Raw genomic sequence first — 12607 nt, forward strand, 5'->3', positions numbered from 1 at the left:
CGAAACCGGCCCACCGGCCTCTACCTCGAGGTGTAGAGAGGAGCTCACCATGAGCGGCAAGACCCAGAAGCTGGACAAGACCTTCACCGCACCGCTGCAGAAGAGCCCGGCCAAGGGCGGCTGGACCTACCTGCAGATGCCCGGCTCGGCGGAGTACTTCGGCACCCGCGGGCTGGTCAAGGTCCGCGGCACGATGGACGGCCACCCGTTCGAGAGCTCGTTCATGGCGCTCGGCGACGGCACCCATAAGCTGCCGGTGAAGGGCGACCTGCGGGACCGGCTGGGCAAGGAACCGGGCGACGAGATCACCGTTCACCTGCAGGAACGCCTCGGCTGAACCGGTTAGGCCCGGGCGCGTGACCGTGGTCACGGGCGGTCATGTCCTGAGTAAGGACTGTGTGAAGAATCAGTCCTGACGGGCCGCACGGGTGTGGATCATCCGGCACCGGACCGTAAGTTCGGTGCGGGTGGTCAGTCGAAGTCAGGAGTGAACGAAGTGCAACGGGGCTCACGGGGTACGCCGTTGGCGTGCCCGAAACCAACTGTGCCGGGGTCGTCGTGACGACACTGAACAAGATTCTCGCCATCGCCGGGACCGTGCTGGTCCTCGGCGGGCTGGCGCTCGGCTTCCGGTCGGTCTCGGCCGGTGGCACTGACTGCGGTTCGGCCTTCCAGCCGGCCGGTGGGGTCACTCCGATGGCGTGCGACGGTGCCCTGAACAGCGCGGGCACCCTGGTCACGGTCGTGCTCAGCGCCGGTGTGCTGTGCCTGATCGCGGCGGTCACGGTCCGGGTGGTCCTCGCCAGGGTCGTCCGCGCCAAGGTGAACGCCTGAATTCAGGTGCAGGCAGCAGGTGGTCGCGACAGACTGCGGCAGTGACTGTCGAAGCATTCCGGCTGGACGTGCCGGAGACCGAACTGGCGGATCTGCGCGCGCGATTGGACCTGGTCCGGTGGCCGGACCAGTTGCCTGGCACCGGCTGGGAGTACGGCGTACCGCTGGCTCATCTGCAGGAACTGGTCGAGTACTGGCGGCATGAGTACGACTGGCGCCGGGCCGAGGCGCGGCTCAACGAGTGGCCGCAGTACACCACCACGATCGACGGCGCGAACGTGCACTTCGCCCACCTCCGCTCCCCGGAGCCGGACGCGACACCGCTGATCATCACCCACGGCTGGCCAGGTTCGATCGTCGAGTTCACCGAGATCGCCGGGCCGTTGTCCAACCCGCGCGCGTACGGCGGTGACCCTGCGGGCGCCTTCCACCTGGTCATCCCGAGCATCCCGGGCTTCGGGCTGTCGGGTCCGACCCGGGAGACCGGCTGGGAACTGCTCCGGGTCGCCAACGCGTGGTCGGCCCTGATGTCCCGGCTCGGCTACGACCGGTACGGCGTACAGGGTGGCGACTGGGGTGGCGGGATCTCGCGGGAGCTCGGGCGGATCCACGCCGACGAGGTGATCGGCGTACACCTCAATCTCATCCCTGGTGGCGGCACGACGTCCGAGCCGACGCCGGCGGAACTGGAGCCGCTCGACCCCACCGAGCGCGAACGAACCTGGGCCTCGTGGCGACGGTTCCAGCACTGGACGAAGGAACTGCAGGGGTACGCCGACCTGCAGATGACGCGACCGCAGACGGTTGCCTACGCGCTCACCGACTCACCGGTGGGGCAGCTGGCCTGGATCGTGGAGAAGTTCGAGGCGTGGTCCGATCCCGCCAGCACGATCGACCGCGACCTCCTGCTGACCAACGTGATGCTCTACTGGCTCACCCGTACGGCGGGATCGTCCGGCCGGATCTACTACGAACGGGCCCACGCGCCGTACTGGGGTCAGCCGGCCGAGCCGTCCACCACCCCGACCGCCCTGCTCGACCTGGCGTACGACAACTTCATCCCGCTGCGGCACAAGGTCGCCCGCACCGACAACGTGGTCCGCTGGACCAGTCATCCGCACGGCGGCCACTTCGCCGCGCTCGAACAGCCGGACGTCCTGGTGGCCGACATCCGGGCCTTCTTCCGGTCGCTGGGTTGAGCCGAACTATCTTTACCGCATGAGTTTCACCGGTTTCCCGGCGGCGGCGCTGGACTTCTACGACGACCTCGAGATGGACAACAGCAAGACCTACTGGACGGCGCACAAGCAGGTCTACGAGGAGTCGGTGAAAGCACCGATGAGCGCCTTGCTCGCGGAGCTCGAGCCGGAGTTCGGTCCGGCGAAGCTGTTCCGGCCGTACCGCGATGTCCGGTTCGCGCGGGACAAGTCGCCGTACAAGACGCACCAAGGTGCGTTCATCGACGTGGCTCCGTCAACCGGCTGGTACGTCCAGGTGGCGGCTCCGGGTGTGCGGGTCGCGGCCGGCTTCTACGAGGCCAGCTCGGAACGGCTGGCCAGGGTCCGGGCCGCGATCGACGACGACCGGCGCGGCAAGCAGCTCGAGAAGCTGCTGGCCAAACTGACCGCGACCGGTTGGACGGTCGGCGGCGACAAGCTGAAGACGAGCCCGCGCGGCTACGACCCGGAGCACCCCCGGATCGACCTGCTCCGGCACAAGTCCCTGACCGTCAGCAAGTCCTACGGGTTCGAGCCGGTCATCCACACGCCGGAGTTGTCCGCGCTGATCCGCGCGGACTGGAAGGCGACCAGACCGCTGCTCACCTGGCTGTCGGACAACTCCTGAGTGCACCGGTCGCCGGAGCGTCAGGCGTCGTACTCCTTGAGCGCCTTGGCCAGGATGTCGCGGGTCTGGTTCGGCGGCGGAGCCGCGACGCACAGGGCTTCCATGGTGCCCGTGTAGGTGTCGAGATCCTCGGGCTTGTCCAGGTACAGCGCGCTGGTCAGGTGCTCGATGTAGACGATGTCCGGCAGGTCCTGCTCCGGGAACCGGAGGATGCTGTACGCGCCACCGGTCGCGGGGTGGCCACCTGAGCCGAACTCCACCACCTGGAGCGTGACGTTCGGCATGTGGCTCGCCTCGAGCAGATACTCCAGCTGCGCCTGCATCGCCTTCTTCCCGCCGATCGGCCGGCGCAGCACGGACTCGTCGATGACGGCCCACAAACGCACCGGGTCGGGCCGGGTGAGGACCTGCTGACGGTTCACCCGCAGCGAGACGCGGCGCTCGATCTCCTCGGCCGGGATCAGGCCGCGGCCGAGCTGCACGACGGCACGCACGTACTCCGGCGTCTGCAGCAGGCCTGGCACGAACTGGAGCTCGTAACTACGGATCAGCTGGGCGACGGCTTCGAGATCGAGGTAGGAGTGGAACCAGCTGGGCAGCACATCGCCGAACCGGTGCCACCAGCCCGGGTTGTTCGCATCGCGGGCCAGTGCCAGCAGTCGCTCGCGCTCCTCGCTGTCGTCCAACCCGTAGAGACTGAGGAGGTCGCTGACGTCGCGTTCCTTGAAGCCGACGCGGCCCAGCTCCATCCGGCTGACCTTCGACTCCGACGACCGGATCTCCCACCCGGCGTCGGACCGGCTGATCCCCGCTGCGTCCCGCATCCGCCGTAGGTGCGCTCCGAGGATGATTCGAAGCGCGGTCGGTCCGCTGTGTGCGCCCGACTTTGTCACACCCACCTCCACGCCCCAGCAGCTCTCACCAGCGACAACTCGCCCGCAGGTGCACATCATCGCACGCTCGCGAGGCGATCTGCCGGAGTTCTTACATAAGTCCCGCCGATCCGGCGGAGTTCATCACGCAGAGTAGCGCTCCTCCGGTGACCAAAGATGATTTTGTCAGGACAAAGTTGACGCCGAATCGTCGACGAACGCCGTTCGAAACGTGCTGATCGAGGTGCCGACAGGCGGGCGAAGGGCCGATTTGGGTATCGAATCGGAAAACGTGCGGATGCACGTGCATCGGGCGCTTGCATTCGCAGCGTGCCGACGCCATGATTGATTCATGCACAGAAGGTGAGCTGGATCTCGCGAATCGTGACGTCGCGTGATGCAGCAGGCCGGTCCTACAGGCCGCCAACGGCCCCCCGTTGGCATGACTGGTTGGGGAACCCGAGTCGATGAACGACGACGACAGTGAGGCAGCCGAGTACACCGCCGACATCGCCGGTGGCCGCGCGCCCGACGAGCTGACGGAGCGGGAGATCCAGGAACTGGTCGCGCGTTGCCCTGAGCAACAGCGCTGGGCCTTCGAGGGCTGGCTGCGCGGCGTGCGCCATCTCGACGGCGACCCGATCGTGAGCCTGGCCCCATGAACACCGAGCGAGCAGCAGGAGGACGGAAGATGGTGCGGATCTGGCTGGGCGACCACCTGATCGCCGAGTACACCGCGGAGCCGGACCGCGCCTCGCGGTACCAGCGCGTGATGACGCCGAAGTTCACCGGATTGCGAATCACCGTTGACAATGCGGCCGGCGGCGTGGCCTCCGAGCTGCCGCGCAGCGAGCAGCTCTGGCCGCTCACCGTTCAGTAGGGCCCACCGCCCCCAACAGCACCGAAGGCCGGCTCCTCACCGAGGGGCCGGCCTTCGTCGTTCTCTACCGTCGTACGCCGCTTGCGCGGGTCGAGGGCTTTTGGGATTAGGTCGACGCGCGCAGGCGGCTCAGATCGCCGCACAGCGTCGTACGCGGACTCTCCGCAGACAGGAAGAGGCCCCTTCGTCACTCGCCTGGCGAAGGGGCCTCTGCTTCCGTGTGACGGTTAGACGAGGTCGTCGAACTCACCGTCGTGAACGCCGCCGAGGAATGCCTCGATCTCGGCCTTCGTGAACACCAGCGCCGGGCCATCGGTGTGGCGCGAGTTCCGCATCGCCACCCCACCACCCTGGAGCTTCGCCACCTCTACGCAGTTGCCGTTCGGGCCACTCCGCTGGCTCTTCCGCCAGATCAGCTCGCTGTTCGCGTCGCCGGGCATGCCGTTGTAGACAGCAGTCATCAGCTGCACCTTCCGTACGTCCTTGGCATATGCACGTGCATTTGGCCTTGCATTTGCATCGTACACCGTCCGTGCTCGGGTGTCCGCCCTCTTACGTTCTGTGATCGTGTCGCCGTCAAACACCCGTTGGGACCCTGTTTCGGTCGCGATCGGTGACCGAATGCCGCGCCGTGGCGGTGGCGCAGCAGAAGTGAGTGGTGGTGGCGCAGTAGTACTGAGTGGCAGTGGCTCAGTAGGAGGCGCAGTAGTAGTGGTGAGCGCCGCCTGATGCGTGGCGCGTCGGTGCGGCCCGGCCCCGAGGTGGACGCGGCGCCCGGGTGGTTGGGTTTGTCCGGACGTAGCCGTGATCCGAAAAGCCTTCTCTTATTGACGAATCAAGGAGTCGGGGCGATTTCCGGATCAAGACGCGCGCAGCACCGATCCGGCGTTCCGGCAGGTCCGCACCTGTCCTACGATGGCAAGCACAATTCCCCCGACACGAAGGCTGCGCCGATGGCGACTCCCGACGGTCCGGATTCGAATCCGGGCTTCGACACTTCCCAACCGACCATCGCTCGCGTCTACGACGCTCTGCTCGGTGGCAAGGACAACTTCGCTGCGGACCGCGAAGGCGCGGCTCTGTACCTGAAGTACGTTCCGGACGCCGGTCGTTGCGCGATCGAGAACCGCGAGGCGCTGGTCAAGGGCGTTCACTACCTCGTCCGCGAGGCGGGGATCGATCAGTTCCTCGACATCGGCAGCGGCCTACCGACGCAGAAGAACACCCACGAGGCGGCCCAGGAGATCAATCCGAGGGCACGGGTCGCGTACGTCGACAACGACCCGATCGTGCTGGCGCACGGCCGCGCGTTGCTGGCGACCAACAACAGCACGATCGTGGTCACCGCCGATCTCCGTGATCCGCAGGGCATCCTGGGCAACGAGGAAATCAAGACGCATCTGGACTTCAGCCGTCCGATGGCGCTGATGATCGTCGGCATCCACATGCACTTCCACGATGACGAGAAGCCCGACGAGTGGGTGCGCACCATCATGGACACGCTCGCCCCCGGCAGCTACCTGTTCATCACCGACTTCGTCGACACCGGTGAGCCGCTGCAGAAGGGGATGGAGCGGGCCGGCCTGGAGAGCCTCGGCAACGGGTGGATCCGGACCCCGGAGCGGATCGAGCAGCACTTCCTCGGGATGCCGCTCGTGCCGCCGGGCGTCGACTTCCTGGCCCGGTGGTTCCCGGAGGACCCCGACGGAGATGTGCCGGCCGCCGAGGACCTGGAGCCGTACCAGCGGATCTTGATGGCAGGCCTGGCCAAGAAGGCCTGACCCGGTCACTGCGAGACGAAGGCGCGCATCCCACGGGATGCGCGCCTTTCGCATGTATGCATGCGATCGCGGTCGGTGGGGTACCGGGTTCTCGCAGGCATGACCGTGGTTCAGCGAAGTGCCACGCCGTGACGACAGTCGCGAGGTCATACCCATGACGAGCACCACTGCTGTTGACCGGGCCGCCCGGGAGGCGGCCACCCGGAACCTGATGGAACGCCGGGCCGCCAGCACCGACGAACTCGAGCGGCAGCGGCTGCTCGAAGAGGTCGTCGAACTCAACCTCGAAATGGCCCAGGGGATCGCGCGCCGGTTTCGCGGCCGCGGCGCCGAGGCCGACGACCTGGAGCAGGTTGCCTATCTGGGGTTGGTGAAAGCCGCCCACCACTACCGGCTCGACGCGGACACACCGTTCATCGGGTTCGCGGTCCCGACCATCCGGGGCGAGGTGAAGCGGTACTTCCGCGACTGCGCCTGGACGGTACGGATCCCGCGCCGGCTCCAAGAGATGCAAGGCACGATCGCTGCCAAGCTTCCGTTGCTCGAGCAGAAGCTCAACCGGGAGCCGACGCCGGCCGAGATCGCCGAACACCTCGCGGTCGAGGTCGACGAGGTCGAGCAGGCGCTGGCCGCGAAGGGCTGTTTCAACGTGCTGTCGCTGGATCGGCCTGCCGAGGCGGACGCGGAGCTGACTCTGGCCGACGTCGTCGCGGATGAAGAGGACGGCAGCATCGACCAACTGGAAGCGGTCGAGATGCTGCAGCCGGTTCTCTCGGATCTCGGCGAGCGCGAGCGGCGGATCCTGCAGTTGCGGTTCGTCGAGGGCTGGACCCAGTCCGAGATCGGCCGCGACATCGGCGTCAGCCAGATGCAGGTGTCCCGGGTCCTGCGCAAGATCCTCGACGACCTGCGCGGCAAACTCACCCCGCTCCCCGCCGCTGCCTAGCTCTTTGCCAGCGGCAACCTCAGATCGGCGTGCCCTGGTGGCAGTACAGCCACCAGGTGCCGCCGGTCGGGCGCGCCAGATGGAGGTCCCCCGACCCTTGCAGCTGGAGCCCGCGACAGGCTCAACTCGGCAGCTGTCAGTCGTTCGTTCCACCGGCCTGGGTCGACTCGCCTGTCGTGGGTTGTTACCCAGGGTGCGGACTGACTGCACAATGGGGGAGAGCAAGGGGATGGAGTCGTTGGTCTTGGCGTTCCGGATGATTCGAACGGTGCCCGCGGATGCGGTCGCCATCGTGCGCGCGTACCCGCCGATGGTGATCTGCTTCGCGGCCGCACTCACCGGGACGGCGTTGGTCTTCGACGTCTTCTATCTGGTCGCGAGCCCCGGACTGACACTCGCGCTGGTTTATACGGTGCCGGTGCTGGCCGGGTTGATCGCCGGGCTGGTGGCCGCGGCCGACGACGTCGGGCTGGAACGAGGTGTCCTGCTGCGGACTGTCGGCCTTGCTGTTGCCCTCGGCATCACCAACTCGATCATGGTGGCGATGCTCGCAGCGATGCGCCGTACCGATCCGTCGAACTGGGGAGCCGGTGGGCAGTCGGTCCTGTTCGCCGGCGGCACGGTTCTCGCGGTGGCCTTGTCGATCGTTGCCACTCACAAGCTGATCGATGCGCTGGGCATCGAGATGCGAACCAAGCTGCGGCGCCGCCGCCCGGTCCGGATCCCGATCGCCGCGGTTGCGGTGGCCGCGCCCCGGGTGAGCAAGGAGTCGGCCGCTCGCGCCAAGCCTGTGCATGCACCGCCACCCCCTCCACCGCCGGCGCCTGACGACGAGGAGACCATTGAGGTCTTCGTCCCGCCACCGCCGCGTGTGGTCGACCTCGACGAGGCCCGCCCGGTCTCCTCCGCACCGATCTCCAGCGGTCACGCCGACCGGCTCACCCCGCCTCCACGGCGGGCAGTGTCCCGCCGACCGAACAAACCGGGCAGACGCCCGGGCACCTGACCGACGCGGCGGTTGGGGAGATCGCCCGGGCTGACACACTGGGAGGGCTTCTCGGGAGGTGCCTGTGTGGGATCTGGTGATCGTCGGAGCCGGACCGGCGGGAGCGTCGGCCGCGCTGGGGGCTCTCGCGGCTGATCCCAGTCTGTCCGTGCTGATGCTCGACCGGCATGACTTCCCGCGGGACAAGGCGTGCGGGGACGGCATCGCGCCGCACGTATTCGATCTGCTGGCCGATGTCGGCGTGACCGGGATTGTCGACGACTGGACACCGGTCGGACGGTTTGTCCTGACCAAGGGAGACGTCGGGGTCGACCGCATCATGGCCCGGCCGAACTGGGTGGTGCCGCGGACCGTGTTCGACGAGCGTCTGGCGGAGGCGGCGCAGGCGGCCGGTGCGCAGCTTGTGCGCCGGCGTGTGCGGGGGCTGCAGCGCAATGGCGCGTCGATCACCGTCGACGGTGAGTTGCATGGCCGCTTCGTCGTCGGCGCGGATGGCGCCCACTCCGTCGTACGGCGGGAGCTCGGGGTGGCGCCGGGGCCGGTGGCGCTGGCGATCCGGGGGTATGCGCCGACACCGGCCGGGCGGGCAGCCAGTCAGGTGATCGCCTACGGCCCGGGGCGGCAGCCGTCGTACGCCTGGTCTTTCGATCGTGGTGACGGCTGGTCGAACGTCGGGTACGGCGAGCAGCTCACCCCCGCACGACCGCGGCCGACCCGCGCGGACCTGACCGCCCAGTTGGAGAAGCTGTTGCCCGGGGCAACCGATGAGGGAACGTCATGGTGGGGTCATCACCTGCCGTTGGCGGGCTGGTCGTGGCGGCCGCAGCCGGGTCCGGTGATGCTCGCCGGTGACGCGGCCGGGCTGATCAACCCGATGACGGGCGAGGGCATCTACTACGCGGTCGCGACCGGGCTGCTCGCGGGCCGTGCGGTCGCCGAGGCCCTGAGGTCCGGCACTGCCGACGCGGGTACGACGTACCGCCGGGAAGCCGGTCGACTCCTCGGGCGTCACCTCCGGCACACCGCGCTGACGGCACAGCTCAGTCGGTCGGGACACGTGCTCGACGCGGGGATCCGTGCGGCGGCGGCCGATCAGCGGATCTTCGACGATCTTGTTGAGCTGGGACTGGCCGACGGGTTGATCACGCGCCCGCTGCTCCGGGCCTTGCTGCGACCGCGGCGCGCTGGCTCACGGTGAGGCGGCCGGGTGTGGGGATCGCCTGGTAGGTGCCGGGCGTGGGCTGGTCCAGGACGACCGGGTCGGTGTACTCGGCGTACTTGGTCGCGTTGCCCAGCGCCTCTTTGAGACGTTCCGGCGGCCAGTCGAGTGCCGCGGAAAGTTGGTCGGCGGTCAGTGGGCGACCGGCATGCAGCAGGGCCGCGAGTGCGGTCAGGGCGTCGTCGATGAGGACGAACGTCGGGCCGCCGGACATGTCCTCGCCGAGCCGGTGGAAGAACTCGGCCATGTGTGTCAGGCGTTCGCCGGCCGGGGTGTCGGTGCCGAGCAGCGCGGCGCCTTCGGTGGCGGTCTCAGCCCAGTTCAGGTTGGTGCGCGCACTCACCTTCCACGCCTGCAGCCAGACGTCGTCGGCGACGACGTAATGCTGCAGGCGGCGCTCGGGGTCGGGTTCGCGATGCACCATGCCGACCTGTTCGAGGTAGCCGACCGCGGTGGAGATCGACGCCGGGCTGACGCGTAGTTCGCGGACGAGGTCGGCGGCGGTCAGGCTGCGGGCGTCGGTCGTGTAGAGCCGGGCCAGAACGCGCGATGCCATCCTCGGCAGGCCGCCTTCGACCATCATCGTGGCGAACCGTTCGACGAAGTCTCGCACCTGCTGGTCACCATCCGGCTGGAGCTCGGCGTGATTGGTTCCGTTGTCCTGGCTGCGGCGAGCTCGGGACGCGGTGGAGTAGTGCGCGTGGTCGGCCCGGTAGCCGCGGGCGCCGCCGTTGCGGGCGACCTCGCGACTGACGGTCGACGTCGGCCGGTCCAGTTGCCGCGCGATCTCGGCGTACCCGAGTCCTGCCGCCAGGCCGGCCGCGATCTCGCGCCGGTCGTCGTGGGTCAGTCTGCCTCCGGGCATCGGTCCTCCGTGGTGCGTTCGACGTCAGCTCATTGCAACGCTGCTCTGATCGGGGTTGCGTTCTGCGGCAGCCTCATTGCACAGATTGCCATATTTCCTGGAGGTTTTCAGCAAGCTGACTCGTGATCGCGTTGTACGCCGGTGTGGGATCGACGTAGCTTTCAGGAATTTCTGAAGGAGGTGGACGATGGTCCTGACGGTCGACGGGCTGCGGATGCGCTACGGCGACACCGAGGTCCTGCACGACGTTTCGTTCCGGGCCGAGCACGGCGAGGTCGTCGCCCTGCTCGGCCCGAACGGTGCGGGCAAGAGCACCACGATCGAGATCCTGGAGGGCTTCCGGCTGCGCTCGGCCGGGACTGTCGAGGTGCTCGGTGTCGACCCGGCCGCCGGCGACGAGCGTTGGCGGTCGCGGCTCGGCATCGTGCTGCAGTCGTGGCGCGACCACGGGAACTGGCGGGTCCGTGAGCTGTTGCACCACCTCGGTGCGTACTACGCGCCGTACGCCACCACCAGGATCGGCCGTCCGTGGGACACCGATGAACTGCTCGCTGCAGTCGGCCTCGATACGCAGGCGGAGCAGAAGATCAAGACCCTGTCCGGCGGTCAGCGGCGCCGGCTCGACGTCGCGATCGGGATCGTCGGACGGCCGGAGGTGTTGTTTCTGGATGAGCCGACGGCCGGCTTCGACCCGGAGGCGCGGTACGAGTTCCATGACCTGGTCCGGCGTCTCGCGGCCGAGCACGAGACCACGATTCTGCTCACCACCCACGACCTCGACGAGGCGAGCAAACTCGCGCACCGGATCCTCATCCTGACCGGCGGCCGGATCGTCGCGGCCGGCACCACCGGCGAGCTGACCGCGCTGATCGCGGGCGAAGACGAGGTCCGGTGGAGCATCGACGGACAACACTTCCGCAAGACCACGCCCGACTCGACCGGCCTCGTCCGCGACCTCTTCACGCAGTACGGCGCCTCCGTCCGCGATCTCGAAGTACGACGGGCGTCGCTCGAGGACACGTATCTCGCGCTCGTCCGCGGACAGGAGGTGGCGTTGTGAGCCCTCGGACGGCCGCGGTCCGGGCAGGGTGGCGGCGGGGACGAATCGAGTTGCGGCAGTCGTTCACCAACGGGCCCGAGTTGTTCAGTCACTTCCTCTGGCCGGTGCTGATGCTGGTGACGCTGTTCTTCCTGCGGCACCGGGACTTCGGCTCGACCGGATTGCTGCTCGGTACGTTCGCACTGCCGAGCATCCTCGGGATGAACGCGGCGATGGGGATGGTCAGCATGAGCCAGCAGCTCACCGCAGACCGTGAGGACGGCACGCTGCTGCGCGCCAAGGCGACCCCGAACGGCATGCTCGGCTACCTCGTCGGCAAGGTCGTCTCGGTCGCCGGCGGGCTGCTCGCCGACCTGGCGATCCTGCTCATCCCGGGGTTGCTGATGGTCGACGGGCTCGCGCTCGGATCCCTCGGCGGTTGGTTCACGCTGCTCTGGGTGCTGGTGCTCGGGATGGTCGCGACGCTGCCGATCGGCGCGGTTCTCGGATCCGTGTTCACCAGCGCGCGGTCGCAGGGGCTGCTCCAGTTGCCGGTGCTCGGTCTGATCGCGATCTCCGGCATCTTCTATCCGATCGCTGCCTTGCCCGGCTGGCTGGAGTCGATCGGGCAGGTCTTCCCGATCTACTGGATGGGACTCGGTATGCGGTCCGCGTTGCTCCCGGACAGCACAGTCGTGGTCGAGATCGGCAACTCCTGGCGTCACCTGGAGACAGTCGGCGTACTCGGGGTGTGGGCCGTCGCGGGGTTGCTGGTCGCACCCGTCGTACTGCGCCGGATGGCTCGGCGGGAGTCCGGCTCCAAGGTCGCCGAGCGGCGGGAACGAGCGCTGCGACGGGTGGCCTGACAGCGTTTTGAAAGGTCGGTGGCCCCGGCCTGCTCCTAGCGTCGATCGGACAGCAGGCTGACACGAGGGGTCACGCATGGACTGGGACATCAACGTCGACGCGGTCGCCAACGTGCTGCAGACCACCGGCGAGAAGGCATCCGGGTACGAGGCGGTGGCGAAGGGCTACGCCGACTACGCGGAACGGTCGGTCCGGCAGGCGCAGGCGACACTCGTCGGTCAGGCGGTTGCCGACGTACTGGCGTTCTACCAGGACGCCTGGCAGGACATCGTCGATCAGACCAACGCCTCCCTCACCGGGGCCAAGGACGCCACCATCGCGTACGTGAACGGCCAGGAAGAGATGGCCCTGAACGCGCAGCGGAACGCTACCGACGCACCGGGCAAGCGCCGTGCCGCCGAGTCCCGGGCGAACGCGGAGAAGGCCTCCCGCCAGCGCCACAACATCGAGTGA

Annotated in this window: 16 protein-coding genes; 13 read left to right on the forward strand and 3 right to left on the reverse strand. The window is 68.0% G+C overall.

The genetic code is table 11. The features are described 5' to 3' along the window. Nucleotides 1-49 precede the first annotated feature (49 nt). From AB0I34_RS40765 to AB0I34_RS40780, 4 genes are all read left to right on the forward strand, one after another. Entirely contained in the window at nucleotides 50-337 is a 288-nt protein-coding gene (locus AB0I34_RS40765) for a DUF1905 domain-containing protein (RefSeq protein WP_360456888.1), read from the forward strand. Nucleotides 338-528: 191 nt separating this feature from the next. Next, nucleotides 529-834 carry a hypothetical protein gene (locus AB0I34_RS40770; protein WP_360456891.1) on the forward strand — a complete coding sequence of 102 codons (306 nt, stop codon included), beginning with the start codon at nucleotides 529-531 and terminating at the stop codon, nucleotides 832-834. Between the two features lie 41 nt (nucleotides 835-875). Further along, on the forward strand, nucleotides 876-2033 hold the full coding sequence (locus tag AB0I34_RS40775; RefSeq protein WP_360456894.1) for an epoxide hydrolase family protein: 1158 nt from the start codon (nucleotides 876-878) through the stop codon (nucleotides 2031-2033). A gap of 19 nt (nucleotides 2034-2052) precedes the next feature. Then, nucleotides 2053-2679: a DUF2461 domain-containing protein gene (locus tag AB0I34_RS40780; RefSeq protein ID WP_360456896.1), complete on the forward strand. Its 627-nt coding sequence runs from the start codon at nucleotides 2053-2055 to the stop codon at nucleotides 2677-2679. Nucleotides 2680-2699: 20 nt separating this feature from the next. On the opposite strand, the gene AB0I34_RS40785 is transcribed toward AB0I34_RS40780, so the two are convergent. Next, complete coding sequence (locus tag AB0I34_RS40785; RefSeq protein WP_202873278.1) at nucleotides 2700-3572, reverse strand: helix-turn-helix transcriptional regulator; 873 nt, start codon at nucleotides 3570-3572, stop codon at nucleotides 2700-2702. A 446-nt stretch (nucleotides 3573-4018) separates the two neighbouring features. On the opposite strand from AB0I34_RS40785, the gene AB0I34_RS40790 reads away from it, so the two are divergent. Continuing rightward, on the forward strand, nucleotides 4019-4213 hold the full coding sequence (locus tag AB0I34_RS40790; RefSeq protein ID WP_131517425.1) for a hypothetical protein: 195 nt from the start codon (nucleotides 4019-4021) through the stop codon (nucleotides 4211-4213). Then, nucleotides 4210-4431 carry a hypothetical protein gene (locus tag AB0I34_RS40795; protein WP_360456899.1) on the forward strand — a complete coding sequence of 74 codons (222 nt, stop codon included), beginning with the start codon at nucleotides 4210-4212 and terminating at the stop codon, nucleotides 4429-4431. The genes AB0I34_RS40790 and AB0I34_RS40795 overlap by 4 nt, the downstream gene beginning before the upstream one ends. Nucleotides 4432-4658: 227 nt before the next feature. Here AB0I34_RS40795 and AB0I34_RS40800 read toward each other — a convergent pair whose 3' ends face one another. Continuing rightward, nucleotides 4659-4892, reverse strand: coding sequence for a DUF397 domain-containing protein (locus tag AB0I34_RS40800; RefSeq protein WP_360456902.1), 234 nt, complete (start codon nucleotides 4890-4892; stop codon nucleotides 4659-4661). Nucleotides 4893-5384: 492 nt separating this feature from the next. Between AB0I34_RS40800 and AB0I34_RS40805 the strand changes: the two genes are divergently transcribed. From AB0I34_RS40805 to AB0I34_RS40820, 4 genes are all read left to right on the forward strand, one after another. Next, a complete protein-coding gene (locus tag AB0I34_RS40805) occupies nucleotides 5385-6212 on the forward strand; it encodes an SAM-dependent methyltransferase (protein ID WP_360456905.1) in 828 nt (275 codons plus the stop codon). A 154-nt stretch (nucleotides 6213-6366) separates the two neighbouring features. Further along, a complete protein-coding gene (locus tag AB0I34_RS40810; RefSeq protein WP_360456908.1) occupies nucleotides 6367-7158 on the forward strand; it encodes a SigB/SigF/SigG family RNA polymerase sigma factor in 792 nt (263 codons plus the stop codon). 229 nt (nucleotides 7159-7387) lie between these two features. Then, on the forward strand, nucleotides 7388-8164 hold the full coding sequence (locus tag AB0I34_RS40815; protein WP_360456911.1) for a hypothetical protein: 777 nt from the start codon (nucleotides 7388-7390) through the stop codon (nucleotides 8162-8164). Nucleotides 8165-8228: 64 nt separating this feature from the next. Beyond that, nucleotides 8229-9362, forward strand: a complete 1134-nt coding sequence (locus AB0I34_RS40820; protein WP_360456914.1) for an NAD(P)/FAD-dependent oxidoreductase — start codon at nucleotides 8229-8231, stop codon at nucleotides 9360-9362. Here AB0I34_RS40820 and AB0I34_RS40825 read toward each other — a convergent pair. Then, complete coding sequence (locus AB0I34_RS40825) at nucleotides 9307-10248, reverse strand: helix-turn-helix domain-containing protein (protein ID WP_360456916.1); 942 nt, start codon at nucleotides 10246-10248, stop codon at nucleotides 9307-9309. The genes AB0I34_RS40820 and AB0I34_RS40825 overlap by 56 nt on opposite strands. Before the next feature lie 187 nt (nucleotides 10249-10435). On the opposite strand from AB0I34_RS40825, the gene AB0I34_RS40830 reads away from it, so the two are divergent. The 3 genes from AB0I34_RS40830 (at nucleotide 10436) to AB0I34_RS40840 (ending at nucleotide 12607) form a co-directional block, all read left to right on the forward strand. Then, nucleotides 10436-11308: an ABC transporter ATP-binding protein gene (locus tag AB0I34_RS40830; RefSeq protein WP_360456919.1), complete on the forward strand. Its 873-nt coding sequence runs from the start codon at nucleotides 10436-10438 to the stop codon at nucleotides 11306-11308. Next, nucleotides 11305-12153 carry an ABC transporter permease gene (locus AB0I34_RS40835; protein WP_360456922.1) on the forward strand — a complete coding sequence of 283 codons (849 nt, stop codon included), beginning with the start codon at nucleotides 11305-11307 and terminating at the stop codon, nucleotides 12151-12153. The genes AB0I34_RS40830 and AB0I34_RS40835 overlap by 4 nt, the downstream gene beginning before the upstream one ends. Nucleotides 12154-12229: 76 nt before the next feature. After that, complete coding sequence (locus tag AB0I34_RS40840) at nucleotides 12230-12607, forward strand: DUF6507 family protein (protein WP_360456925.1); 378 nt, start codon at nucleotides 12230-12232, stop codon at nucleotides 12605-12607.

The sequence above is a fragment of the Kribbella sp. NPDC050281 genome, assembly GCF_040655855.1.
Lineage (GTDB): Bacteria > Actinomycetota > Actinomycetes > Propionibacteriales > Kribbellaceae > Kribbella.

Coding starts and splice junctions, on each gene's coding strand:
- AB0I34_RS40810 (WP_360456908.1), top strand. CDS start 6,367: ATGACGAGCACCACTGCTGTTGACCGGGCCGCCCGGGAGGCGGCCACC.
- AB0I34_RS40815 (WP_360456911.1), top strand. CDS start 7,388: ATGGAGTCGTTGGTCTTGGCGTTCCGGATGATTCGAACGGTGCCCGCG.
- AB0I34_RS40795 (WP_360456899.1), top strand. CDS start 4,210: ATGAACACCGAGCGAGCAGCAGGAGGACGGAAGATGGTGCGGATCTGG.
- AB0I34_RS40800 (WP_360456902.1), bottom strand. CDS start 4,892: ATGACTGCTGTCTACAACGGCATGCCCGGCGACGCGAACAGCGAGCTG.
- AB0I34_RS40780 (WP_360456896.1), top strand. CDS start 2,053: ATGAGTTTCACCGGTTTCCCGGCGGCGGCGCTGGACTTCTACGACGAC.
- AB0I34_RS40790 (WP_131517425.1), top strand. CDS start 4,019: ATGAACGACGACGACAGTGAGGCAGCCGAGTACACCGCCGACATCGCC.
- AB0I34_RS40765 (WP_360456888.1), top strand. CDS start 50: ATGAGCGGCAAGACCCAGAAGCTGGACAAGACCTTCACCGCACCGCTG.
- AB0I34_RS40840 (WP_360456925.1), top strand. CDS start 12,230: ATGGACTGGGACATCAACGTCGACGCGGTCGCCAACGTGCTGCAGACC.
- AB0I34_RS40825 (WP_360456916.1), bottom strand. CDS start 10,248: ATGCCCGGAGGCAGACTGACCCACGACGACCGGCGCGAGATCGCGGCC.
- AB0I34_RS40830 (WP_360456919.1), top strand. CDS start 10,436: ATGGTCCTGACGGTCGACGGGCTGCGGATGCGCTACGGCGACACCGAG.
- AB0I34_RS40805 (WP_360456905.1), top strand. CDS start 5,385: ATGGCGACTCCCGACGGTCCGGATTCGAATCCGGGCTTCGACACTTCC.